This is a genomic window from Burkholderia cepacia, from assembly GCF_029962485.1.
Lineage (GTDB): Bacteria > Pseudomonadota > Gammaproteobacteria > Burkholderiales > Burkholderiaceae > Burkholderia.
In genome coordinates this window covers 1,487,753-1,510,478 of record NZ_CP073638.1, presented here as the reverse complement: position 1 = coordinate 1,510,478, position 22,726 = coordinate 1,487,753, and the positions used below count along the sequence as shown (strand labels likewise).

The 22,726-nt window shown below is 67.3% G+C and carries 19 protein-coding genes; 14 read left to right on the top strand and 5 right to left on the bottom strand.

Annotation, left to right across the window (positions count from 1 at the left end; all coding sequences use genetic code 11):
* Positions 1-20: 20 nt before the first annotated feature.
* Together KEC55_RS23040 and KEC55_RS23035 are read left to right on the top strand one after the other, a co-directional pair.
* The gene (locus KEC55_RS23040) at positions 21-602 is read left to right on the top strand and encodes a DUF3501 family protein (RefSeq protein ID WP_282511151.1); all 582 of its coding nucleotides are present in this window, start codon (positions 21-23) and stop codon (positions 600-602) included.
* A 724-nt stretch (positions 603-1,326) separates the two neighbouring features.
* Positions 1,327-2,268, top strand: a complete 942-nt coding sequence (locus KEC55_RS23035; protein WP_282511399.1) for a transposase — start codon at positions 1,327-1,329, stop codon at positions 2,266-2,268.
* 126 nt (positions 2,269-2,394) lie between these two features.
* Here the strand turns inward: KEC55_RS23035 and KEC55_RS23030 are convergent, their stop codons facing one another.
* Positions 2,395-3,921 carry a mannose-1-phosphate guanylyltransferase/mannose-6-phosphate isomerase gene (locus KEC55_RS23030; RefSeq protein WP_176046041.1) on the bottom strand — a complete coding sequence of 509 codons (1,527 nt, stop codon included), beginning with the start codon at positions 3,919-3,921 and terminating at the stop codon, positions 2,395-2,397.
* Between the two features lie 428 nt (positions 3,922-4,349).
* Here KEC55_RS23030 and KEC55_RS23025 point away from each other — a divergent pair, with 428 nt between their 5' ends.
* From KEC55_RS23025 to KEC55_RS22980, 10 genes are all read left to right on the top strand, one after another.
* Positions 4,350-5,723, top strand: a complete 1,374-nt coding sequence (locus KEC55_RS23025) for an undecaprenyl-phosphate glucose phosphotransferase (RefSeq protein WP_176046040.1) — start codon at positions 4,350-4,352, stop codon at positions 5,721-5,723.
* 77 nt (positions 5,724-5,800) lie between these two features.
* Positions 5,801-7,213, top strand: coding sequence for a UDP-glucose dehydrogenase family protein (locus KEC55_RS23020; protein ID WP_282511149.1), 1,413 nt, complete (start codon positions 5,801-5,803; stop codon positions 7,211-7,213).
* 30 nt (positions 7,214-7,243) lie between these two features.
* Positions 7,244-7,687 carry a low molecular weight protein-tyrosine-phosphatase gene (locus KEC55_RS23015; RefSeq protein ID WP_282511147.1) on the top strand — a complete coding sequence of 148 codons (444 nt, stop codon included), beginning with the start codon at positions 7,244-7,246 and terminating at the stop codon, positions 7,685-7,687.
* A complete protein-coding gene (locus tag KEC55_RS23010) occupies positions 7,681-8,859 on the top strand; it encodes a polysaccharide biosynthesis/export family protein (protein WP_282511397.1) in 1,179 nt (392 codons plus the stop codon). The genes KEC55_RS23015 and KEC55_RS23010 overlap by 7 nt, the downstream gene beginning before the upstream one ends.
* A 50-nt stretch (positions 8,860-8,909) precedes the next feature.
* Positions 8,910-11,135 carry a polysaccharide biosynthesis tyrosine autokinase gene (locus KEC55_RS23005; RefSeq protein WP_282511146.1) on the top strand — a complete coding sequence of 742 codons (2,226 nt, stop codon included), beginning with the start codon at positions 8,910-8,912 and terminating at the stop codon, positions 11,133-11,135.
* 64 nt (positions 11,136-11,199) lie between these two features.
* Positions 11,200-12,159, top strand: a complete 960-nt coding sequence (locus tag KEC55_RS23000) for a glycosyltransferase family 2 protein (RefSeq protein WP_282511144.1) — start codon at positions 11,200-11,202, stop codon at positions 12,157-12,159.
* Between the two features lie 49 nt (positions 12,160-12,208).
* Positions 12,209-13,345, top strand: coding sequence for a glycosyltransferase family 4 protein (locus KEC55_RS22995; RefSeq protein ID WP_282511142.1), 1,137 nt, complete (start codon positions 12,209-12,211; stop codon positions 13,343-13,345).
* A gap of 10 nt (positions 13,346-13,355) precedes the next feature.
* Entirely contained in the window at positions 13,356-14,822 is a 1,467-nt protein-coding gene (locus KEC55_RS22990; RefSeq protein WP_282511141.1) for an O-antigen ligase family protein, read from the top strand.
* The gene (locus tag KEC55_RS22985) at positions 14,819-16,003 is read left to right on the top strand and encodes a glycosyltransferase family 4 protein (RefSeq protein WP_282511139.1); all 1,185 of its coding nucleotides are present in this window, start codon (positions 14,819-14,821) and stop codon (positions 16,001-16,003) included. The genes KEC55_RS22990 and KEC55_RS22985 overlap by 4 nt, the downstream gene beginning before the upstream one ends.
* A complete protein-coding gene (locus KEC55_RS22980; protein ID WP_282511138.1) occupies positions 16,003-17,169 on the top strand; it encodes a glycosyltransferase family 4 protein in 1,167 nt (388 codons plus the stop codon). Before KEC55_RS22985 ends, KEC55_RS22980 begins: the two co-directional genes overlap by 1 nt.
* Positions 17,170-17,298: 129 nt before the next feature.
* On the opposite strand, the gene KEC55_RS22975 is transcribed toward KEC55_RS22980, so the two are convergent.
* Positions 17,299-18,534: an MFS transporter gene (locus tag KEC55_RS22975; protein ID WP_282511136.1), complete on the bottom strand. Its 1,236-nt coding sequence runs from the start codon at positions 18,532-18,534 to the stop codon at positions 17,299-17,301.
* Positions 18,535-18,686: 152 nt separating this feature from the next.
* On the opposite strand from KEC55_RS22975, the gene KEC55_RS22970 reads away from it, so the two are divergent.
* Complete coding sequence (locus tag KEC55_RS22970) at positions 18,687-19,157, top strand: winged helix-turn-helix transcriptional regulator (RefSeq protein ID WP_282511134.1); 471 nt, start codon at positions 18,687-18,689, stop codon at positions 19,155-19,157.
* Positions 19,154-19,354: a hypothetical protein gene (locus KEC55_RS22965; protein ID WP_282511132.1), complete on the top strand. Its 201-nt coding sequence runs from the start codon at positions 19,154-19,156 to the stop codon at positions 19,352-19,354. The genes KEC55_RS22970 and KEC55_RS22965 overlap by 4 nt, the downstream gene beginning before the upstream one ends.
* 161 nt (positions 19,355-19,515) lie before the next feature.
* Here KEC55_RS22965 and KEC55_RS22960 read toward each other — a convergent pair whose 3' ends face one another.
* From KEC55_RS22960 to KEC55_RS22950, 3 genes are all read right to left on the bottom strand, one after another.
* Positions 19,516-20,955, bottom strand: coding sequence for an MFS transporter (locus KEC55_RS22960; protein ID WP_282511130.1), 1,440 nt, complete (start codon positions 20,953-20,955; stop codon positions 19,516-19,518).
* 126 nt (positions 20,956-21,081) lie between these two features.
* Entirely contained in the window at positions 21,082-21,855 is a 774-nt protein-coding gene (locus KEC55_RS22955) for a helix-turn-helix transcriptional regulator (RefSeq protein ID WP_282511128.1), read from the bottom strand.
* Between the two features lie 25 nt (positions 21,856-21,880).
* Entirely contained in the window at positions 21,881-22,222 is a 342-nt protein-coding gene (locus KEC55_RS22950; protein WP_006479474.1) for an FKBP-type peptidyl-prolyl cis-trans isomerase, read from the bottom strand.
* Between the last annotated feature and the right edge of the window lie 504 nt (positions 22,223-22,726).

Sequence of the window (22,726 nt, the reverse complement as noted above, 5' to 3'; positions counted from 1 at the left end):
GCCGTTCACGAGGACTGCTCATGACGCTGACCCGCGACTCCCTGCTGACGCTCGAAGCCTACGCAAAGATCCGCAGGACCGAACACGCGCGGCTCGTCGCGTACAAGCGTCGCCGCGCGGTGGCGCTCGGCAACCACCTGCGCTTCCTGTTCGAGGACGAGACGACGATCCGCTATCAGATCCAGGAAATGCTGCACATCGAGAAGATTTTCGACGAGGCGGGGATCGAAGGCGAACTGGAAGCCTATCTGCCGCTGGTGCCCGACGGCACCAACCTGAAGGCGACGCTGCAGATCGAATACGAGCACGAGGCCGAGCGGCGCGCGGCGCTCGCGCGGCTGATCGGCGTCGAGGATCGCGTGTACGTGCAGGTCGACGGGCATGCGAACGTCTACGCGATCGCCGACGAGGATCTCGAGCGCGACACCGCCGAGAAGACGTCGGCCGTGCACTTCGTGCGTTTCGAACTCGACGCGCCGATGCGCGCGGCGCTCAAGGGCGGGGCGGCGCTGTCGATCGGCTGCGATCACCCGGCCTACGCGATGCCGCCGCAGCGCGTGGACGCGGACGTGAGCGCATCGCTGGCCGGCGATCTGCGCTGACGCAACCGCCGCGCGTCCCGCACGGCGGTTTCCGCTTTTCCGTTCCGACCCGAAACGGGATGTCCGCTCGCCGGGCGGTGCTGTCGCGCGCCTGTCGCCGCGAAGATGTAACAGGCGTCACGAGTTTGCATGCCGGGACATACCGTGCATCACACGTCACTGCCCTTTCATTACTCGCAGAGAAACAATAAAAAGATTGTGCACGGGGATAATTAAGGTGAACGGAAATTGAATGATTTACCGATTCGTGAATATCTTGTTACGAATTTTCCCGCGATTTACCGATTTTAGGAAGCAATCCGGGAAATTGTTTCCGGCAAGGGCCGGATCAGCCTGTAACAGCTTATTTCAGGCTATTCTTCATACCCTGCAGAGCCCCGCCAGACGGGCCTTTGCAGCGACGGGCATAAAGATCTCGCAAAAAAATTCAAGCGTAAATAGATTGCGCACCAATGGCTGGATGTTTCAGTGCGTAACATTAAGTCATTGTCATATTGAGATAAACCCTGAGGATGGTATGCTTCGTGCACAAAAATTCCCACATTGGAGTGAGACCGTGATTTGTGCGCCATTGCCGGGAATTGCGGCACCGTGAAAGTGCGGTGCCGAGCCGGCATGCACAACACCGGATAACCATAATGTGCAACCTGGCCGCCCCGCGACCCGATGTGTCGCGATGGCGCCGCCAATCGCAGCCCGGCCTGGCTGCGTGGAGAGATCTACTATGTTCTTCGATGAGCTTAACGATGAAGAGTGGTTTCGTCTTTCAACGCTGATCGCCGATGAACCCATCCGGCTGAATCGTCGTGGGCGTCCGCGTGCCGAACCGCGCGTCGTCGCCAATGCGGTGCTCTGGATCCTGACGACCGGGGAAGCCTGGTCCAAGTTGCCCGGTCGCTATCCGTCCGGGCCGACGTGCCGTCGCCGCTACGAGGAATGGCTGGCGAGCGGCACGCTGCTGCAGATGATCGACGTGCTGACCCAGTTCAGCGGGCGCACGTTCGCGTATATTCCGCCGCCGCCGGTGCCGGTTGTTCCCGCGCGCCGCGTGGAGCCCGTGCCCGACAACGATCGCTTGCGCGGCGTGTTCTGGCAAAACCCCGAGTCGTGGCAATTGCCGGTTGCGCAGGCAAACGTTTGGGAGGGCGAAGGTGCGTCGGTAAGTGCGATGCAGGACGATGCGGTAATCGATCCGTCCGACACGTCATTCGTCGTGCCCGGTGCGCCGGCGACGGAGCTGCGCCACGCTCATGCGTCGTCGGCGAGCTTCGCCGCGGCCGAACCGCAAGTCGACGAGTATCGCGGCTATACGATCAGCGGCATCGCGCAGCCCGTGCAGAACCTGATGTATCGCGCGTGGGCCGAGATCTCGCAGGACGAGCGGCGCGTGGAACGCTCGGGCCTCATCGGCCCGCGTTTCACCGATGCCGAGGAAGCCGAGCAGTTCGCGCTCGACTGGGCGCGCCAGTGGATCGATCGCCACGGCGCGAGCGACGAGCCGGCGCGCGAGCCGCAAAGCGAGGTGCTGGCCGGCCTGTCCGCGCTGGCGCGTGCGGAGTCGGACATCAAGCGCTTCATCGCCGAGCGCCACGCGAGCGCGCTGACCGAAGGCCGCAACGATCCGGTGCAGCCGGAGCGCCGCGAGTACGAGTACCGCGTCGGTTGATCGCGGTGTCGATGCAATGCGCGGGCCGTCGTGTGCCACGACGCCCGCGCGGCGATTCCGTCTCTTCAAGCCTGCCGTGCCGGCCGGGCGCCGCTTCGACAGCGGCGCCCTCCGGCGTTTGATGCATCACTGGCGGCCGTAGGTATCGTCGAAGCGGACGATGTCGTCCTCGCCGAGATACGCGCCCGATTGCACTTCGATCAGTTCGAGCGGCATCTTGCCCGGGTTCTCCAGGCGGTGCGAGACGCCGAGCGGAATGTACGTCGACTCGTTCTCGGACAGCAGGAACGTTTCGTCGCCGCGCGTGATACGCGCGGTGCCGCGCACGACGATCCAGTGTTCGGCGCGGTGGTGGTGCATCTGCAGCGACAGTTGCGCGCCCGGCTTCACGACGATGCGTTTCACCTGGAAGCGCTCGCCCATGTCGACCGAGTCGTAGTGGCCCCACGGGCGGTGCACCTTGCGGTGATCGGTGGCTTCCGCGCCGCGTTGCGCCTTGATGCGGCCGACGATTTTCTTCACGTCCTGCACGCGCGATTTATCCGCGACGAGCACGGCGTCGGGCGTTTCGACGACGACGAGGTTCTGCGTGCCGACGCAAGCGACGAGCCGGCTTTCCGAATGCGCGAAAGTCGATTCGGCGTCTTCGAACAGCACATTGCCGCGGCCGACGTTCTCCGCATCGTCCTTCGGCGAGATTTGCCAGATTGCATCCCACGAACCGACGTCCGACCAGCCGGCGTCGAGCGGCACGACGACGCTTTCGCAAAGTTGCGGCAGGCTCGCGAGCGGCTCCATCACCGCATAGTCGATCGAGTTCGACGGCGACGCGGCGAATGCGTCGCGATCGACGCGGAAGAAATCGCCGTCTTCCTTGCCTTGGGCGACGGCCTGTTCGCACGCGGCGTAGATCGCCGGTTCGAGCTGGCGGATCGCCTTCAGCCACACCGATGCGCGCACGATGAAGATCCCGCTGTTCCACCAGTACTCGCCGGACGCGACGTACTGCTGCGCGAGTTCGAGGTGCGGCTTCTCGACGAAACGGTCGAGGCGGCGCACGTCGAGGCTGCCCGTCGCGGCATCGCCGAGCGGCGCGCCGACGCGGATGTAGCCGTAGCCGGTTTCCGCGTGCTTCGGCACGATGCCCATCGTCGCGATCTTGCCTTGCGCGGCGCAGTGCACGCCGGCCGCGACGGCTGCGTGAAAGCGCGGCAGGTCGGCGACCGCATGGTCGGCCGGCATCACGGTCATCACCGCATCGTTGCCGCCGGCAACGAGCCGCAGCGCGGCGAGCGTCAGCGCGGGCGCGGTGTCGCGGCCGAGCGGCTCGAGCATGATCGTCGCGCGCTTGGCCGTCAGGCGCAGCTGTTCGGCGGTCGTGAAGCGGTGATCCTCGCCGCACACGATCAGCACGTCGTCGTTCAGCGGATGAGCGGCCGCGAGGCCGTCGAGGCGCAGGGCGGTCGACTGCAACAGCGAATGATCGCCGAGCAGGCCGATCAGCTGTTTCGGAAAACGTTCGCGCGACATCGGCCACAGGCGTGTGCCGGAGCCGCCGGCAAGAATCACCGGTTGCACCGCGAGGCGCGTGCCGGTAGCGGGGGCGGCGGAAGAAGAATGGCGCGTTTCGGCTGCCACGGCCGGAGCATTCATGATGACACTCTCCACGGTTGAAGTCAGTGCCTGTCGTTGTAGCATGAAGTAAATCGACAATAAAACCGGGCCCATTGCTTGATATTCATCAGGCATTCATCTGGAAAAATTTTCCGCGATAGCATCGGATGCAAATAAAAAAATAAAAAATAATTCCGCGCATCGGCGTCAAGCGCTTGCCTGTAAAGGGGTTACGGCGAACGTAAAGTTTCCGAAAACTTCTCGATTTCCGATCGATTCGGGAAAACCTGCCGAATTAATTCAAAAACTTCGCGGCAAGAATTTCCGATTATTTTTCGAAATACTTGTGCGCTTGAGGAGGAATTTTCTTACCGCTTCAATAGCGTCATGCAACGTTTGAATCGAAGGTGCGGCACGGGTCGCACGAGGAGCTGTTCGGCAAACGCCTGTTCAAAGAGGAAGCAGACATGTTGAGCGTGCTGGCGAGAGTCATCGATATCGCGATGGTCGTGGCGGGGGCGCTGATCGCCGCCGCCCTGCACGGCGGCAGCATCTGGCTCAACGACCTGCAGCGCACGACGGTGCTGTTCGACTGCCTGCTCGTCGTCGTGTTCTTTCCGGCCATCGGCATTTACCAGTCGTGGCGCGGCAAGCGTCTCGTCGGGCTGGTGGGCCGGGTGGCGTTCGCGTGGCTCGTGGTCGAGCTCGCGGGCATCCTGATGAGCTTCAGCTTCCACCAGTCGGGCGACCTGTCGCGGATGTGGCTCGGTTACTGGGCGCTCGTGACGATGGTGCTGCTCGCCGGCTCGAAGGCCTGCGTGCACGTCGTGCTGCGGCAGTTGCGCCGCGGCGGCTACAACCTGAAGGCGGTCGCGATCGTCGGCGGTACGCCGGCGGCGCGGCGGCTGATCGCGCAGATGCGGGCGCGGCCGGAAGCCGGTTTCAACCCGGTGTGCGTGTACGACGAAAGCGAAGCGCCGGGCGAAGTGGCGCTCGACGACGTGCGTATCGAGCGGCAGTTCGAATCGCTGGTGTGGCTGGTGCGCAGCCGCGCGATCAGCGAGCTGTGGCTCACGCTGCCGATCACGGAGGAGCGCCGGATTCACCAGATCGTGACGGTGTTCCGCCACGACTTCGTGAATATCCGCTTCATCCCGGACGTGCGCACGCTGTCGTTCTTCAACCAGGAAGTGGTCGAGGTGCTCGGCGTGCCGGCGATCAACCTCGCGGCGTCGCCGATCACCGACGTGCGGATCCTGCCGAAGTTCGTGTTCGACCGGATGTTCGCGCTGGCGGCGCTCACGGCGCTCGCGCCGGTGATGGTGATGATCGCGGGCCTGATCAAGCTGACGTCGCGCGGGCCGGTGTTCTTTCGCCAGAAGCGCAAGGGTATCGACGGGCACGAGTTCGAGATCTACAAGTTTCGCTCGATGAAGGTGCACCAGGAAGTGTCCGGGCAGGTCACGCAGGCGACGAAGAACGACACGCGCGTGACGCCGGTCGGCCGGTTCCTGCGCCGCACGAGCCTCGATGAACTGCCGCAGTTCATCAACGTGCTGAAGGGCGAGATGTCGGTCGTTGGCCCGCGTCCTCATGCGCTCGCTCACGACGACATCTACAAGGATCTGGTCAAGGGCTACATGTTCCGCTACCGGATCAAGCCGGGCATCACCGGATGGGCGCAGATCAACGGCTATCGCGGCGAGACCGACCAGATCGAGAAGATGATGGGACGTGTGAAGCTCGATCTGTACTACATGCAGAACTGGTCGTTCTGGCTCGACATCAAGATCGTCGTGCTGACGCTCTGGAAAGGCTTCACCGGCAGCAACGCTTACTGACGCCGGCACGCAGCGCCACCACGCCGGCACTCCGGTTTTACGAATTTCGAATCATTGGTCACGAGGTCCGACACATCATGAATCTGACTATCATCGGCAGCGGTTACGTAGGTCTTGTCACCGGCGCCTGTCTCGCCGACATCGGGCACGACGTGTTCTGTCTCGACGTCGACCAGGCAAAGATCGACGTCCTGAACAATGGCGGCGTGCCGATCCACGAGCCGGGCCTGAAGGAAGTCATCGCGCGCAATCGCGCGGCCGGCCGCCTGCGCTTCTCGACCGACGTCGAGGCCGCGGTCGCGCACGGCGACGTGCAGTTCATCGCGGTCGGCACGCCGCCCGACGAGGACGGCTCGGCCGACCTGCAGTACGTGCTCGCGGCCGCCCGCAACATCGGCCGCTACATGACGGGCTTCAAGGTGATCGTCGACAAGTCGACGGTGCCGGTCGGCACGGCCGAGCGCGTGCGCGCGGCGGTGGCCGAGGAGCTCGCGAAGCGCGGCGGCGACCAGATGTTCTCGGTCGTGTCGAATCCGGAATTCCTGAAGGAAGGCGCGGCCGTCGACGATTTCACGCGCCCCGACCGCATCGTGATCGGCTGCGACGACGACGTGCCGGGCGAGCGCGCCCGCGAGCTGATGAAGAAGCTGTACGCGCCGTTCAACCGCAACCACGAACGCACGCTGTACATGGACGTGCGCTCGGCCGAGTTCACGAAGTACGCGGCCAACGCGATGCTCGCGACGCGCATCTCGTTCATGAACGAGCTGGCGAACCTCGCCGACCGTTTCGGCGCGGACATCGAGGCCGTGCGCCGCGGGATCGGCTCCGATCCGCGCATCGGCTATCACTTCCTGTATGCCGGCTGCGGCTACGGCGGCTCGTGCTTCCCGAAGGACGTCGAGGCGCTGATCCGCACGGCCGACGAGCACGGGCAGGCGCTGCAGATCCTGAAGGCCGTGTCGTCGGTCAACGCGACGCAAAAGCGCGTGCTCGCCGACAAGATCGTCGCGCGTTTCGGCGAGGACCTGACGGGCCGCACGTTCGCGATCTGGGGCCTGGCGTTCAAGCCGAACACCGACGACATGCGCGAAGCGCCGAGCCGCGAGCTGATCGCCGAGCTGCTGTCGCGCGGCGCGCGCATCGCCGCATACGACCCGGTCGCGCAGCAGGAAGCGCGCCGCGTGATCGCACTCGATCTCGCCGGTCACCCGAGCTGGCTCGAGCGCCTGACTTTCGTCGACGACGAAGCGCAGGCCGCGCGCGACGCCGACGCGCTCGTGATCGTCACCGAATGGAAGATCTTCAAGAGCCCCGATTTCGTCGCGCTCGGCCGCCTGTGGAAGTCGCCGGTGATCTTCGACGGCCGCAACCTGTACGAGCCGGAGACGATGAGCGAGCAGGGCATCGAATACCACCCGATCGGCCGGCCGGGCTCGCGCCAGGCTGTCGCCGCCCGCGTGCCGGGCATCGCGCGCGCAAGCGCGTAACCCGTTTCCCGTCACTCGTTACGAGACGCCATGTTCCGGAACATCCTGATCGTCTGCCACGCAAACGTCTGCCGCAGCCCGGCGGCGGAGATGCTGTTCAAGTCGCACGCCGCGTCGCGGGGCGGCGTGCGCCCGACGTTTCACTCGGCCGGCGTGCATGCGAATGACGGCGACGGCATCGATCCGGTGATGCGGCAGCTGCTCGCCGAGCGGGGCGTCGATGCGACGCCCCATCGCTCGCGGCGGCTGTCGCGCCGGATCGTGCGCGACGCCGACCTGATTCTCGTCAGCGAGCGCGGACAGATTTCGGCCGTCGAAAAGGTCGATCCGTTCGCGCGCGGCAAGGTCCACCTGCTCGGCAAGTGGGAAGGGGCCGAGATTGCCGACCCGCACGGCGGCCCCGAAGCCGATTACCGCGAGAGCTACTCACTGATCGAACGTCTGGTTCAAGGATGGCTACAGAAACTATGCTGAAACGCCCGATGCGCCCGGTGGCGCTTGCCGTCGCGCTGACGACTTTCCTGTCAGCCTGTGCAACCGCTCCCGGCAACTACCTCGACTCGTCGAACCTGAAGGACGAAGGCCGGCAGCAAGCCGCCGAAACCTATCCGGTTCATTACATCGACGCCAAAGTGGTGATGGACCAGCTGCAGAAGGCGCAGGTCGACCATCCGCTGCCGCCCGCGCGCTATACCGATCCGTCGCAATACGTGTACCGGATCGGGCCGCAGGACATCCTCGGCGTCACCGTCTGGGACCACCCCGAGCTGACGACGCCGCAAGGCCAGTCGTTCTCGAGCGGCGGCAACACGACGCAGACGATCGCGGGCGCGCTGCAGCAGCCCTATTCGTCATCGCTGCCGGGCCAGGCCGATCCTTATGGCCAGACGGTGGCCGCCGACGGCACGATCTTCTTCCCGTTCGTCGGCCGCATCCACGTGGCGGGCAAGACGATCGCGCAGACCCGTGACGAGCTCGCCACGCGTCTCGCGCGCTATGTGAAGAATCCGCAGCTCGACGTGCGCGTGCTGTCGTTCCGCAGCCAGAAGGTGCAGGTGACGGGCGAGGTGAAGACACCGGGCCCGCTCGCGATGAGCGACGTGCCGCTGACGCTGGTCGACGCGATCTCGCGCTCGGGCGGCTCGACCACCGACGCCGATCTGCAGCGCGTGCGCCTGACGCGCGACGGCAAGCTCTACACGCTCGACGCGAACGGCGTGCTCGACCGCGGCGAAGTGCGGCAGAACGTGATGCTGCAGCAGGGCGACATCGTCAACGTGCCGGATCGCAGCGACAGCCGCGTGTTCATCATGGGCGAGGTCAAGACGCCGGTCACGGTGCCGATGCTCAAGGGCAAGCTGACCATCGCCGACGCGTTGACGGCCGGCGGCGGCATCCTCGACACCGATGCGAACCCGCGCAAGATCTACGTGATGCGCGGCATGCGCGACAACCCGACGAAGCCTGAAGTGTTCCGTCTCGACATGACACAGCCCGATGCGCTGATGCTGTCGAGCCGTTTCCCGCTTCAGCCGCTCGACGTGGTCTACGTCAGCACGGCCAGCTCGGTGCAGTTCAACCGGGTGCTGCAGCAGGTGCTGCCGACGATTCAGACGATTTTCTACATGAAGCAAATCACGCGCTGATAGCCCGCCGGGGCGGCACCTCCGCCCCGGCACCACTCAAGCGGGAACGAATGGTGAACACGCAAGCGAAACACTCCTACGCGGATCTGTCCGTGAAAACCGAGGAAGAGGACGTCGTCCTCGGCCAGTTGCTCCAGGTGATCATGGACGACATCTGGCTGCTGCTCGGCATCGCGGTGACGGTCGTCGCGCTCGCCGGCCTCTACTGCTATATCGCGAAGCCGGTGTATCAGGCCGACGTGCACGTGCGGGTCGAGAGCAACGACAACACGTCGCAGGCGCTCACGCAGACGCAGACCGGTGCGACGATCAACACCGGCCCGCAGCAGGCGCAGACCGACGCGGAAATCGAGATCATCAAGAGCCGCGGCGTGGTCGCGCCGGTGGTCGAGCAGTTCAAGCTGAATTTCTCGGTCGTGCCGAAGACGCTGCCGGTGATCGGCAGCCTCGCCGCGCGCGTCGCGTCGCCGGGTACGCCGGCCCGACCGTGGCTCGGCCTGAAATCGTATGCATGGGGCGGTGAAATTGCCGACGTCGATTCGATCAGCGTCGTGCCCGCGCTCGAAGGCAAGAAGCTGACGCTGACGGCCGGCCCGAACGGGACTTATTCGCTGGTCGACCAGAACGGCACGCGGTTGCTGTCGGGCCAGGTCGGCGAATCGACGCAGGGCGGCGGCGTGACGCTGCTCGTGTCGAAGCTGGTCGCGCGTCCCGGCACGCAGTTCACGGTGGTCCGCTACAACGATCTCGACGCGATCAGCGGCTTCCAGACCGGCATCCAGGTGACCGAGCAGGGCAAGCAGACGGGCGTCGTGCAGATCTCGCTCGAAGGCAAGGACCCGGACCAGACCGCCGCGATCGCGAACGCGCTCGCGCAGTCGTACCTGAACCAGCACGTGGTCGCGAAGCAGGCCGAAGCGACCAAGATGCTCGACTTCCTGAAGGGCGAGGAACCGCGCCTGAAGTCCGACCTCGAACGCGCGGAAGCCGCGCTGACGCAGTACCAGCGCACGTCGGGCTCGATCAACGCGAGCGACGAGGCGAAGGTCTACCTCGAAGGCAGCGTGCAGTACGAGCAGCAGATCGCCGCGCAGCGCCTGCAGCTCGCATCGCTCGCGCAGCGCTTCACCGATTCGCATCCGATGGTGATCGCGGCCAAGCAGCAGCTCGCCGAGCTGCAGGGCGAGAAGGACAAGTTCAGCAACCGCTTCCGCAGCCTGCCGGCCACCGAAGTGAAGGCCGTCCAGCTGCAGCGTGACGCGAAGGTCGCCGAGGACATCTACGTGCTGCTGCTGAACCGCGTGCAGGAGCTGTCGGTGCAGAAGGCCGGCACGGGCGGCAACATCCACCTCGTCGATTCGGCGCTGCGTCCGGGCGATCCGGTCAAGCCGAAGAAGGTGCTGATCCTGTCGGCCGCGGTATTCCTTGGGCTGATCCTCGGCACCGGCGTCGTGTTCCTGCGCCGCAACATGTTCCAGGGCATCGAGGATCCGGACCGCATCGAGCGCGCGTTCAACCTGCCGCTGTACGGGCTGGTGCCGCAAAGCGCCGAGCAGGTGAAGCTCGACGCGGTGGCCGAGAAGAGCGGCAGCCGCGCACGGCCGATCCTCGCGAGCCTGCGCCCGAAGGATCTCAGCGTCGAGAGCCTGCGCAGCCTGCGCACCGCGATGCAGTTCGCGATGATGGACGCGAAGAACCGCGTGATCGTGCTGACGGGCCCGACGCCCGGCATCGGCAAGAGCTTCCTGACGGTCAACCTCGCGGTGCTGCTCGCGCATTCGGGCAAGCGCGTGCTGCTGATCGACGCCGACATGCGCCGCGGCCTGCTCGACCGCTACTTCGGCCTGACCTCGCAGCCGGGCCTGTCCGAGCTGCTGAGCGACCAGTCGGCGCTCGAGGACGCCGTGCGCGAGACGCCGGTGCAGGGCCTGTCGTTCATCTCGGCCGGCACGCGTCCGCCGAACCCGTCGGAGCTGCTGATGTCGACGCGCCTGCCGCAATACCTCGAAGGGCTCGGCAAGCGCTACGACGTCGTGCTGATCGATTCGCCGCCGGTGCTGGCAGTGACCGACGCGACGATCATCGGCCGCATGGCCGGCTCGACGTTCCTCGTGCTGCGTTCGGGCATGCATACCGAAGGCGAGATCGCCGATGCGATCAAGCGCCTGCGCACCGCGGGTGTCGACCTGGAAGGCGGGATCTTCAACGGCGTGCCGCCGAAGGCGCGCGGCTACGGCCGCGGCTATGCGGCCGTGCATGAATACCTGAGCGCCTGATCCATCTGGCGCGTAACCGGGCGGGCAGCGCGTGCTGCCCACCCGGCCGACTGGAGAACCATCGATGAAAATTTCCGTGCTCGTTCCGACCTACCGGCGTCCTGCCGACCTCGCGCGCTGCCTGCTGGCGCTGCAGCGGCAGCAGCGGCTGCCCGACGAGGTAATCGTCGTCGCGCGCCCGGAGGACGACGCCACGCACGAGCGGCTCGCCGATCCGGCGGTCGGCGGCGCACTGCCGCTGCGCATCGTGGCGGTCGACGTGCCGGGGCAGGTCGCCGCGCTGAACAAGGGGCTCGACTCCGCGCACGGCGACATCGTGGCCATCACCGACGACGATGCGGCGCCGCACCCCGACTGGCTTGCGCGCGTCGAATCGGTATTCGAGGCCGATCCGCGCGTGGGCGCGGTCGGCGGGCGCGACTGGGTCCACGAGAAGGGCCGCGTGCTCGACGAATCGCGCGAACTCGTCGGCCAGCTCACGCTGTCCGGCAAGATCGTCGGCAATCATCATCTCGGCGTCGGCGGCGCACGCGAAGTCGACATGCTGAAAGGCGCGAACATGAGCTATCGCCGCGCCGCGATCGAGCGGCTGCGCTTCGACACGCGGCTGCGCGGCGCCGGCGCGCAGGTGCACAACGACATGGGTTTCAGCATGCACGTGCAGCGCGAAGGGTGGAAGCTCGTCTACGACCCGGCGATCGCGGTCGATCATTATCCGGCGGAACGCTTCGACGACGACCGGCGCGATGCCGCGTCGCTGAATGCGATCAGCAACGGCGCGTACAACCTGCACCTGATCCTGCGCGAACACCTGCCGCCGTTGCGGCGCGAGATCGCGTGGTGGTGGTGGACGCTGGTCGGTACGCGCGTCTACCCGGGCTTCGCACACGTGCTGCTGTCGCTGCATACGACGAAGCGCGAGCGGATCCGCGAGCACTGGCGCGCGGTGCGCCGCGGGGCGCGCGACGCCCGCCGCGCGAACCTTGCCCCCCACCGCGCGGCGATGCCGCCGGTGACGTCTTGAACGTGCTGCGCGCGCAACACCGCGCGGCCGAACCCGGAGAAGGGCTCGAATGACTGCAACCAAGGTCCATGTCCATCTGTTTTACGGCGCCGATCCGCGTACCTACCGGAAAGGCGAGAACATCGGCTGCCTGTACGGCTATCACCACGCCGAATCCGACGAATTCCGGCTGACCTATTCGCAGGACGGCGGCGAGAACCGTGTCGCCGGCCTCGCGCGCCGCGCGCTGAAGGCGGCGCTCGGCTTCGACGTCGTGCATGCGTGGCGCAATCGCGCCGCACTGCTGAACACCGACGTGATCTGGACGCACACGGAACAGGAGCATCTGGCGGCCTCGCTGGTCCTGAAGCTTGCCGGCACACAGGGCAAGCGCCCGCTGCTGCTCGCGCAGAGCGTGTGGCTGTTCGACAAGTGGGGCAGCTTCGGTGGCCCGCGCCGCTGGCTGTACCGCAAGCTGCTCAAGCGCGCCGACGCGCTGACCACGCTGGCGCGCGACAACGCCGACCTGTGCCGCCGCTATCTCGGCCGCGAAGCCGAGTTCGTCTACTACGGGCTGAACACGCAGGATTTTCCGCTGACCGAGCCGCAGCAATGGAAGCCGAACCGGCCGTTGCGGATCGCGGCGATCGGCAACGACCGCGACCGCGACTGGCGCACCTTCCTCGCCGCGTTCGGCGGCGACGAGCGCTACGACGTGCGGCTCGCGACGCGCCGCCGCGTGCCGCGCGAATGGCATGCGCCGAACGTGAAGATCGGCTCGGCGTCGGGGCTCGCGAAGCAGCACGAACTGTATGCATGGGCCGACGTGATCGTCGTGCCGCTGCGGCCGAATTTCCACGCGTCGGGCATCACCGTGATGCTCGAGGCGGCGGCCGTCGGCAAGCCGATGATCGTGTCCGATGTCGGCGGGCTCAGCGACTACTTCCCGCACGACACGGCCGCGTATGTGCCGGCGTTCGACGCGCAGGCGATGCGCCAGGCCGCCGACCGCTTCGTCGCCGACCCGGCGGCGGCGCTCGACTGCGCGCGGGCAGCCGCCGCGTGCCTGCGCGATCGCGACCTGACCACGCAGGCGTTCGCCGAGCAGCACGTGCGGATCACGCGCGACATGCTGCGCCGGCGCCGTACGCCGGCCGCCGCGGGCGTCGCGATGCCGCTCGCGGATTCGCGCCCGTCGTCGCGGTGAGAGCCGATCGATGAGTACGATTACCGCTGAACGCGCACCGTCACGCAAGCGCAGTCGGCTACCCGAGCCGAAGCACTGGGTCGGGCAGGCCGCGCTGTGGTCCTTCACCGCCGCGCTGATCGCCATTCACCAGGGCAAGGTGCTGACGCTCGCGTTTCCGGTGCTGGCCATCGCGGTCGGCATCTGGCTGTATTTCAAGAGCCCGGCGCGCTACGTCGGCTTCATGTGGTGGGTGTGGTTCCTGAGCCCGGAAGTGCGGCGGCTCGCCGACTGGTCGAAGGGCGCGTTCACGCCGACGAGCCTGATCCAGGTCGCGCCGCTCGCGGTGACGATGATCGCCGGCCTGGGTTTGATCCGGCATTACCGCGTGCTCGCGCAGCGCCGCGGGATTCCCATCCTGCTGATGCTGTTCGGGCTCACGTACGCGTACCTCGTCGGGATCGTGTCGAGCGGCGTGATGGCCGCGACCTATGACCTGGCGAACTGGGTGTATCCGGTGCTGATCGGTTTCCACATCATGGTCAACGCGCGCGACTATCCCGAGTACCGCGACGTGCTGCTGTCCACGTTCATGTGGGGCATGCTCGTGATGGGCCTGTACGGCGTCGTGCAGTACTTCGTGATGCCACAGTGGGACGTGCTGTGGATGATCGGGTCCGACATGGGTTCGCAGGGCGAGCCGGTGCCGTACGGCGTGCGCGTGTTCAGCACGATGAATTCGTCCGGGCCGTTCGCGTTCGCGATCATGGGTGCGCTGGTGTTCGTGTTCGCGGCGCCGCAGAAGATCCGCTGGTTCGCGGGGGCGGCCGGCTTCGTGTCGTTCGCGCTGTGTCTCGTGCGCTCGACGTGGGGCGGCTGGGTGATCGCGCTCGCGATCCAGCTCGCGCAGTCGAACAACCGCGTGCGGATGCGGATCCTGATCAGCGGCGTCGTGCTGGTCGGGCTCTGCGTGCCGCTCCTGACCGTCGGGCCGGTGGCCGACCGTCTCGGCGCGCGTCTGCAGTCGATCACGAACCTGAAGGACGACCGCAGCTACGACGACCGCAACAAGTTCTACGCCACCTTCGCGCAGACGGCGTTTACCGACGTCGCCGGCGAAGGGATGGGCGCGACGGGCGCCTCCACGAAGCTGTCCAGCGACAGCGGCGAGCTCGGCAAGTACGGCAGCTTCGACAGCGGCGTGATGAACGTGCCGTTCGTGCTCGGCTGGCCCGGCACGCTGCTCTACCTCGCCGGCGTCGTGATGCTGTTCGGCCGCACGCTGCGCGCGGCATTCAAGCTGCGCAAGGACAAGTTCGTCGGCGCGTGCCTGAGCCTGTGCCTGTCGACTTTCGCGATGCTCGTGTTCACGAACTCGCTGATCGGCACGGGCGGCCTGCTGATGTTCACAGCCATTTTTTCGATACTAGCCGCGGCGCACTGGCAAAAGGCACAACGCCTGCTGGCCGTCGCGCATTCACGGGGAGGCGACCATTGAGAATCGCGATCGTCACGCACGTCGTGCGACATAACGACGGGCAGGGCCGCGTCAATTACGAAATCGCGCGCGCGGCGCTGGCCGAGAACTACGAAGTCACGCTGGTCGCGTCGCATGTCGCGCCCGAGCTGCTGGCCGACCCGCGCGTGCGCTGGGTGCCCGTGAAGGTCGGCGGCTTCTGGCCGTCGAATCTCGTCAAGCAGCAGGTGTTCGCGCTGAAGAGCGCGGCCTGGCTGCGCGCGCACCGCGGCGAATACGACGTGCTGCACGTGAACGGCTTCATCTCGTGGATCAAGGCCGACGTGAACACCGCGCACTTCGTGCACGGCGGCTGGTTCAAGAGTCCGTACTATCCGTTCGGGCCGACGAAGGGCATCTGGTCGGCTTACCAGTACGTCTATACGCGCGTGAACACCACGCTCGAGCGCTGGGCGTACAAGCGCTCGCGCGCGATCACGGCCGTGTCGCAGAAGGTGGCCGACGAGATCGCCGGGCTCGGCATCGACAGCCGCAAGATCAGCGTGATCTACAACGGCGTCGACGGCAGCGCGTTCGCCGGTGCGCAGGCCGATCGTGCGGCGTTCAAGCTGCCGGACGACGCGTTCCTGCTGCTGTTCGTCGGCGACCTGCGCACGCCGCGCAAGAACCTCGGCACCGTGCTGAGGGCGCTGACGAAACTGCCGGCGAACGTGCATCTGGCGGTGGCCGGCTATCTGCCCGGCAGCCCGTATCCGGAAGAGGCGCGCGCGCTCGGCATCGATTCGCGCGTGCATTTCCTCGGCCTCGTGAAAAACATGCCGACGCTGATGCGCTCGGTCGACGCGTATGTCTTCCCGTCGCGCTACGAAGCGATGAGCCTGTCGCTGCTGGAGGCGATGGCGGCCGGCTTGCCGGTCGTCACCGCGCGCACGGCGGGCGGCGCGGAAATCATCACGCGCGAATGCGGGATCGTGCTGGAGGACCCGGACGATCCGGCCGCGCTCGCGCAGGCGATCGGCTCGCTCGCGGCGTCGCGCGACACCTGCCGCGCGATGGGCGACGCGGCCCGCGAACTGATGACCCGTTTCGGCTGGGCGCATATGGGTGCCCAGTACGTCGCGCTTTACCGGCGCATCGGCCAACCCACGCAGCCGTCCGCCTTCGAGCGGGTCGAGCATGCAGTCACGCAGGAGCAGTCGTGATGTCTCAATCTTCCCGGCCGATCAAATCGTTGCAAATCGGCATGCACTGGTTCCCCGAACGCGCGGGCGGCCTCGACCGGATGTATTACTCGCTCGTCGGTGCGCTGCCGGGCGCGGGCGTCGAGGTGCGCGGGCTCGTCGCCGGCTCGCCGAAGGTCGCCGACGACACGGGCGGCGCGATCCAGGGCTTCGGTCCCGCGTCGGAGCCGCTCGCGCGCCGGATGCTCGCCGCGCGGCGCGCGCTGCGCGACGAGATCCGCAGCGAACGGCCGGACGTGATCTCGTCGCACTTCGCGCTGTACACGTTCCCGGGACTCGACGTCACGCGCGGGATTCCGCAGGTGTCGCACTTTCAGGGGCCGTGGGCCGACGAAAGTCAGGTCGAGGGCGCCGCGTCACTGGGCCAGCGCGCGAAGCGCTATCTCGAACAGGCCGTCTATACGCGCTCGTCGCGGCTGATCGTGCTGTCGCAAGCGTTCGGCCAGATCCTGACGAACCGCTACGGGATCGATCCGTCGCGCGTGCGGGTGATTCCCGGCTGTGTCGATACCGCGCAGTTCGATACGCCGCTCACGCCCGCCGAGGCGCGGCACAAGCTGCAGCTGCCGCAGGACCGGCCGATCGTGCTGGCCGTGCGCCGGCTCGTGCGGCGCATGGGGCTGGAGGACCTGATCGACGCGATCGGCCTCGTCAAGCACCGTCACCCGGACGTGCTGCTGCTGATCGCCGGCAAGGGCAAGATCGGCGAGGAACTGCAGCAGCGCATCGACGATGCCGGGTTGCAGGACAACGTGAAGCTGCTCGGCTTCGTGCCCGACAACCATCTCGCGGCGCTGTACCGCGCGGCGACGGTCAGCGTCGTGCCGACGGTCGCGCTCGAAGGTTTCGGGCTGATCACCGTCGAATCGCTGGCGTCCGGCACACCCGTGCTGGTGACGCCGGTCGGCGGGCTGCCGGAGGCGGTCGCCGGGTTGTCGAACGATCTCGTGTTGCCGTCGACGGGCGCGGATGCGATCGCGGAAGGGCTCGGCGGCGCGCTGTCGGGTGCGATCGCGCTGCCCGATGAAGCCGCATGCAAGCGCTACGCGCGTGATCATTTCGACAACGCGGTGATCGCGCGACGCGTCGCCGGCGTGTACGAAGAGGCGATCCAGGCGGCAGGCTGAACGCCGCGGCGCGCAACCTGCGCGCCGAACCTGAAGCCGGGCCGGCGCATGCGTGTGGCCGGTTCGCGTGCCGGCCGCCCGACGAGGGCGGGCCGGCTTGTTCCGTTCGATCGGGATGGCCGGCGCGCATCACGCGCGCCTGAGCGTCGCGGCCCATGCGCCGAGCGCGGCCATGCTCACGATCGCGCCAAGCGCGCAGACGCCCGTCCATCCGGCGCGCGCATACATCATCGTCGACGCGATCGCGCCGAGTCCGCTGCCGACCGAGTAGAACAGCATGTAGCAGCCGACGAGGCGCGCGTGCGCATCGGGCCGAGCGCCGAGAATCATGCTCTGGTTGACGACGTGGACAGCCTGGCCGCCGACGTCGAGCAGCACGATGCCGACGATCAACCACGCAATCGACGTGTCGCCGAATGCGAGCGGCAGCCAGGAGCACGCGAGCAGCGCGAGCGCGGCGCCGGTCGTCGCTTCGCCGCGCCCGCGATCCGCGAGCCGGCCTGCGCGGGCGGCGGCCGCCGCACCCAGCGCGCCGACGAGGCCGAATGCACCGATCTGCGTATGCGACATCGAATGTGGCGGGGCGCTCAGCGGGAGTACGAGCGCGCTCCAGAAGATGCTGAACGCGGCGAACATCAGCAGCGCGATGGCACCGCGTACGCGCAGCACGCGTTCATGGCGCAACAACGACACCATCGACTTCAGCAGCGCCGCGTAGCCGATGCGCACGCGGGGTGCGTTCGTGTCGGGCAACAGCCGCGACAGCACGACGAGCATCGCGATCGCGAGCGCACCCGACACGAGGTAGACGGCCCGCCATCCCGCGAAGTCCGTGACGACGCCGGCCAGCGAGCGCGCGGCCAGCAGCCCGACCACGACGCCGCCCTGGGCGGCGCCCACCACGCGCCCGCGTTCGCCGGCGCCCGCGAGCGCGGCCGAGCACGCGATCAGCCCTTGTGTCATGGCGGTGCCGAGCAGCCCGACCGCGACCATCCCCGCCAGCAGCGCGACGCGCGTCGACGATGCGGCGACGCCGATGCAGGCCGCCGTCAGCAGCAGAAGCTGCACGGTGATCAGACGCTTGCGGTTCAGCAGATCGCCGAGCGGCACGACGAACAGCAGCGCGAGCGCACAGCCGAGCTGCGTCGCGGTGATGACACCGCCGACGGCCGCCTGCGACATGCCGAAATCCCGCGCGATCGAATCGAGCAGCGGCTGGGCGTAATAGACGTTCGCGACGCTCGCCGCACAGCAGACGGCCAGCAATGCGACGCGTGCCGAGGACAGGTGGTCGCCATCGGCCGGATGCGTTGCATGTGCCGGCTCGGTTGAAGCAACGGTGCTGGAATGACAGGAAGACGCCATGGGTTCCCTCACGCAATGTAGTTGCAAATTAAAACTAGTGTGAGTGTAGGAAAAGTAGTTTTAAAATGCAACTTGTTGTGCGGCGGGCGACAGCTCGGGCACGGATGGCCGGCACTGCCGCGAGGGCGGCCGGCACGATTGCGGAGAGGAACATGGCCAGGCAGAAAAGTCTTGCGGATTCGCCGTGCCCGGTGGCGCGGGCGACGGATATCGTCGGTGATCGCTGGGCGTTGCTGATCGTGCGCGATGCGTTCGACGGCGTGCGGCGGTTCGGCGATTTCCGCGCGAGCCTCGGCGTCGCGAGCAACGTCCTGTCCGACCGGCTGAAGATGCTGGTGGACGCCGGCGTGTTCGACGTCGTGCCGGCGTCGGACGGCACCGCGTATCAGGAGTACGCGCTGACGAAAAAGGGCGAGGGGTTGTTTCCCGTCATCGTGATGCTGCGGCAGTGGGGCGAGGCGAATCTGTTCGCGCGCGGCGAGCCGCATTCGGTGCTGGTCGATCGCGGCACGGGGCGCGCGATCCGCAAGCTCGCACTGCGGCACGACGACGGCCGGCCGTTGAAGGCGGCCGAGACCGTCGTGAAGAAGATCGGCGACGAAGCGGGTGCGACACGGCAATGAGCGCGATGCGCGGCGACCGGCCGGTCGGCCAGACTGATGCGATCGTCGTTGACCGGCCCCGCATTGCCATGACCCATTCGCTGGATTCCGCCGGCTATCGGCTGCTGCTCGACTTGCCGCGCCGTATCCACGACCACGGCGAAAGTGAAGGCGCCGACGACGGGCGCGACCATGCGAATCCGGCGAAGCCGCTGTAGCTGACCGATTTCAACCACGTCGATGTCGCGCCGATGCGGGCCGGGCTGCATATTCGGTACTTCGGCGAAGCATGGGGAGAGCCACTTCAAGCAGAACGCGTTTCCGTCGCGTCACCTGATCGACCCCGACCCCGACCCCGGCGACGCATGACCGCACGCGCTCAATCGGCCGCCGGCATCGCGTGACGCGCGGGCGCCGCGCTGCGATGCGCGTCGGGCCGCACGAGCGTCGCGAGCAGCGCGGCCGCGACCAGCAGCGCGACCGACACGGCCGTTTCGATCCGTAGTCCGCTGACGACCTGCCACGCGCCGCCGCCACCCGCGAGCGCACCGAATGCCGCGACACCCATCGCGCCGCCGGCCTGCCGCGCGGTATTCAACACGGCCGACGCGATGCCGGCCCGTTCGGGCGCGACCGACGCGAGCACGGCCGTCGTCATCGCCGGCACCGCGAATCCCATGCCCGACGGAATCAGCAGGAACGGCACGAGCAGCACGGCGAGCGGCGTCGATGCATCGACGAAATGCAGCGATCCGTAGCCGAGCGCGGCGACGAGCGCGCCCGCCAGCATCGGCACGCGCGGGCCGTGACGCGCGACGACGCGGCCGCTCGCGAGATTCGACAGCAGGAAGCCGCCCGTCAGCGGCAGGAACGCGAGGCCGGCCTGCAACGCCGATTCACCGCGGGCACGCTGCAGGTAGAGCGCCAGCACGAATACGGTGCCGTAGTACGTGAGGTTCACGCAGATCCCGAACAGGACGGCCGCGCTGAACGTGCGATGGCGGAACAGCGACAGCGGCAGCATCGGCGTGGCCGTGCGCGATTCGACTGCGACGAAGGCGAGCGCGGCGAGTGCCGCGAACCCGAAGCCGCCGGCAACGACCGGGTGCGCGAAGCCGAGCGGCCGCCATTCGATCACGGCGCCGGTCAGCGCGGTCAGCATCGCGATCGCGATGAGCTGGCCGCGCAGGTCGAGTTCGCGGACCGCACGCGATGGTGCGGCGTGCTCGCGGCGCGCAGGCACCCAGGCGATGGCGGCTGCAAGCCCCGCCACGCATAATGGCAGGTTCACGAGAAAGATGCCGCGCCAGCCCCACGCGGCGATCAGCAGGCCGCCGACCACCGGGCCGGCCGCGATCGAGATCGACCCGGCCGCCGTCCACCAGCCGACCGCGCGGGCGCGCAGGTGCGGGTCGTGCCGGCACGCGTCGTTGAGCAGCGCGAGCGAATTGGGCAGCATCGCCGCGGCGCCGACGCCCTGCAGCGCACGGGCCGCGATCAGCATGGCAGGCGCGCGTGCGGCGCCGCACGCGAGCGACGCGAGTGCGAACAGCACGAGGCCCGCGATGTACAGGCGGCGCGCGCCGAAGCGATCGCCGAGCGCACCGCCCGACAGCATCAGGACCGCGAACGCGAGCGTGTACGCATCGACGACCCACTGCAGGCCGGCGACCGGCAAGCGCAGGTCGGCCGCGAGATGCGCGAGCGCGATGTTGACGATCGTCACGTCGAGCTGCGTGACGACGAAACCGATGCTGACGGTCGCGACGACGCGTGCCAGCGCGGGCGGGAAGGCGGAGGAGGGTGTGGTCGTATCCATGCACCCATCGTAGGGCGCGACGGACGGGCGATGTTTCAGCGGGAGGTGAAGCGTCGATACGTATGCCGGCGCGGCTGCGTCGTGCTTGCTACGTGCGTTGATGCGTGCTCGGCGAGGGCGATGCGCTCAGTGCCGTTCGCCGCGCCAGCGTCCGGGCGCGACGCCGAAGCGCTTCGTGAACGCATGCGTGAACGTGCTCTGGTCCGCGAAGCCGACCATGCCCGCGATGTCGACGAGCGGATGCCGGCCGTCGGCGAGCAGCACGACCGCTGCGTCGAGCCGCAGCCGTTGCAGGTAGCGATGCGGTGTTTCGCCGAATGCATCGACGAACAGTTGATGAAACCGGCGCATCCCGTAGCCGCAATGCGCGGCGAGATCGGCGATGCGCAGCGGCTCCGCGAGCCGCGCGCGCAGCCAGCGGTCGATGCGCGTGAAATCGAGGCCCGACGCGGGCGCGGCAATGCCGGCGTCGTCGAGCAGCGCGCCGCACAGACGCGCGGCAGCCTGCCACTGGAAACGGTGCGCGGCTGCGTGACTTGCGTCGCCGGCCGGCGCATCGTGTTGCACGGCGGCGGCCGCGACCTGCGCGACGAGCGACGTCAGCGCCGGGTCGATCGATACGGCGCGCGCGCGGTCGAACAACCGCTGCGGCACCGCGAGCGACGCCGCGGGCAGGTCGATCACGAGCTGGCGATTGTCGCCGAGGCCCGCGTAGTCGTGGCGCGCGCCGGCCGGAATCAGCCAGGCCGCGTGCCGGTCGATGCGCTGGCCGATCCCGTCCACCGTCATCACCATCGCGCCATCGACGCCGAGCACGACCTGGTGGAAGTCGTGCACGTCCGACTCTTCGCACGTGTCGTAGCGGCGCAGCGCGATGGCGGGGGAGGCGATGCGTTCCATCGGAAGGAAACGGCCGGGTGCGCGATCAGACGTCGAGCAGTTCCACTTCGAACACGAGCGTCGCATTCGGCGGGATCACGCCGCCTGCGCCGCGCGGGCCGTAGCCGAGTTGCGGCGGGATCGTCAGGCGACGCACGCCGCCGACCTTCATGCCCTGCACGCCTTCGTCCCAGCCCTTGATGACCATGCCGCCGCCCAGCACGAATGCGAACGGGTCGTTGCGGTCCTTGCTCGAATCGAATTTCTGACCGTCGGTCAGCCAGCCCGTGTAGTGGACGCTGACGGTCTTGCCGGCTTGCGCTTCGGCGCCGGTGCCTTCGGTCAGGTCTTCGTATTTGAGGCCCGATTCGGTCGTGATGACAGACATGACTTCTCCTGAAAGAGGGTTGCGTAAAACCGCTATTGTAGGCGAGCGCGCAGCGGGCCGGCGCGCGTGGTTTTTGCGTCGCTGCAGGCGGATCGGGAGCGGCGGCGGACCACCTTGCCCGCGGTCGCCCGCAACACGATTGGAACGCGCGTTTGAATTTTTCGCGAACCGCACGATCGCGGTTGCACCAGGCCAGTGCGCGGCGCGTATGAATCGGCGCTGCCGGGGCGGCCGGCCGCGTTCCGTCCGGCCGCCGTCGGATGCCGCAAAACGCCCGTCCCACGGGGCTTTCAGGTAGCCGACAGGACCTGCGGCCGAGCGTCGTGCATCACGTTCCGGCCAGCCCCCGCGTTCGAATCGCGGCCGGTCCGGGTGCCGCTCGAGCGCCGTTTTTTCGGCCTTTCCGACCGTGCCCTGTTTGGAAGCGCGCATCTACCGCGCGGCTTGCGCCCGCCGGCGCGGGCAGCCTATCTTTACATCTGTCGATGTCAAGATTTTGGCGGT

What these genes read in the sequence shown, in the direction of transcription:
- KEC55_RS22995 (WP_282511142.1), top strand. Translation starts at nt 12,209, where the DNA reads ATGACTGCAACCAAGGTCCATGTCCATCTGTTTTACGGCGCCGATCCG.
- KEC55_RS23035 (WP_282511399.1), top strand. Translation starts at nt 1,327, where the DNA reads ATGTTCTTCGATGAGCTTAACGATGAAGAGTGGTTTCGTCTTTCAACG.
- KEC55_RS23000 (WP_282511144.1), top strand. Translation starts at nt 11,200, where the DNA reads ATGAAAATTTCCGTGCTCGTTCCGACCTACCGGCGTCCTGCCGACCTC.
- KEC55_RS23025 (WP_176046040.1), top strand. Translation starts at nt 4,350, where the DNA reads ATGTTGAGCGTGCTGGCGAGAGTCATCGATATCGCGATGGTCGTGGCG.
- KEC55_RS22975 (WP_282511136.1), bottom strand. Translation starts at nt 18,534, where the DNA reads ATGGCGTCTTCCTGTCATTCCAGCACCGTTGCTTCAACCGAGCCGGCA.
- KEC55_RS23040 (WP_282511151.1), top strand. Translation starts at nt 21, where the DNA reads ATGACGCTGACCCGCGACTCCCTGCTGACGCTCGAAGCCTACGCAAAG.
- KEC55_RS22950 (WP_006479474.1), bottom strand. Translation starts at nt 22,222, where the DNA reads ATGTCTGTCATCACGACCGAATCGGGCCTCAAATACGAAGACCTGACC.
- KEC55_RS23015 (WP_282511147.1), top strand. Translation starts at nt 7,244, where the DNA reads ATGTTCCGGAACATCCTGATCGTCTGCCACGCAAACGTCTGCCGCAGC.
- KEC55_RS23010 (WP_282511397.1), top strand. Translation starts at nt 7,681, where the DNA reads ATGCTGAAACGCCCGATGCGCCCGGTGGCGCTTGCCGTCGCGCTGACG.
- KEC55_RS22990 (WP_282511141.1), top strand. Translation starts at nt 13,356, where the DNA reads ATGAGTACGATTACCGCTGAACGCGCACCGTCACGCAAGCGCAGTCGG.
- KEC55_RS23030 (WP_176046041.1), bottom strand. Translation starts at nt 3,921, where the DNA reads ATGAATGCTCCGGCCGTGGCAGCCGAAACGCGCCATTCTTCTTCCGCC.
- KEC55_RS22960 (WP_282511130.1), bottom strand. Translation starts at nt 20,955, where the DNA reads ATGGATACGACCACACCCTCCTCCGCCTTCCCGCCCGCGCTGGCACGC.
- KEC55_RS22955 (WP_282511128.1), bottom strand. Translation starts at nt 21,855, where the DNA reads ATGGAACGCATCGCCTCCCCCGCCATCGCGCTGCGCCGCTACGACACG.
- KEC55_RS23020 (WP_282511149.1), top strand. Translation starts at nt 5,801, where the DNA reads ATGAATCTGACTATCATCGGCAGCGGTTACGTAGGTCTTGTCACCGGC.
- KEC55_RS22965 (WP_282511132.1), top strand. Translation starts at nt 19,154, where the DNA reads ATGAGCGCGATGCGCGGCGACCGGCCGGTCGGCCAGACTGATGCGATC.
- KEC55_RS22980 (WP_282511138.1), top strand. Translation starts at nt 16,003, where the DNA reads ATGTCTCAATCTTCCCGGCCGATCAAATCGTTGCAAATCGGCATGCAC.
- KEC55_RS23005 (WP_282511146.1), top strand. Translation starts at nt 8,910, where the DNA reads ATGGTGAACACGCAAGCGAAACACTCCTACGCGGATCTGTCCGTGAAA.
- KEC55_RS22970 (WP_282511134.1), top strand. Translation starts at nt 18,687, where the DNA reads ATGGCCAGGCAGAAAAGTCTTGCGGATTCGCCGTGCCCGGTGGCGCGG.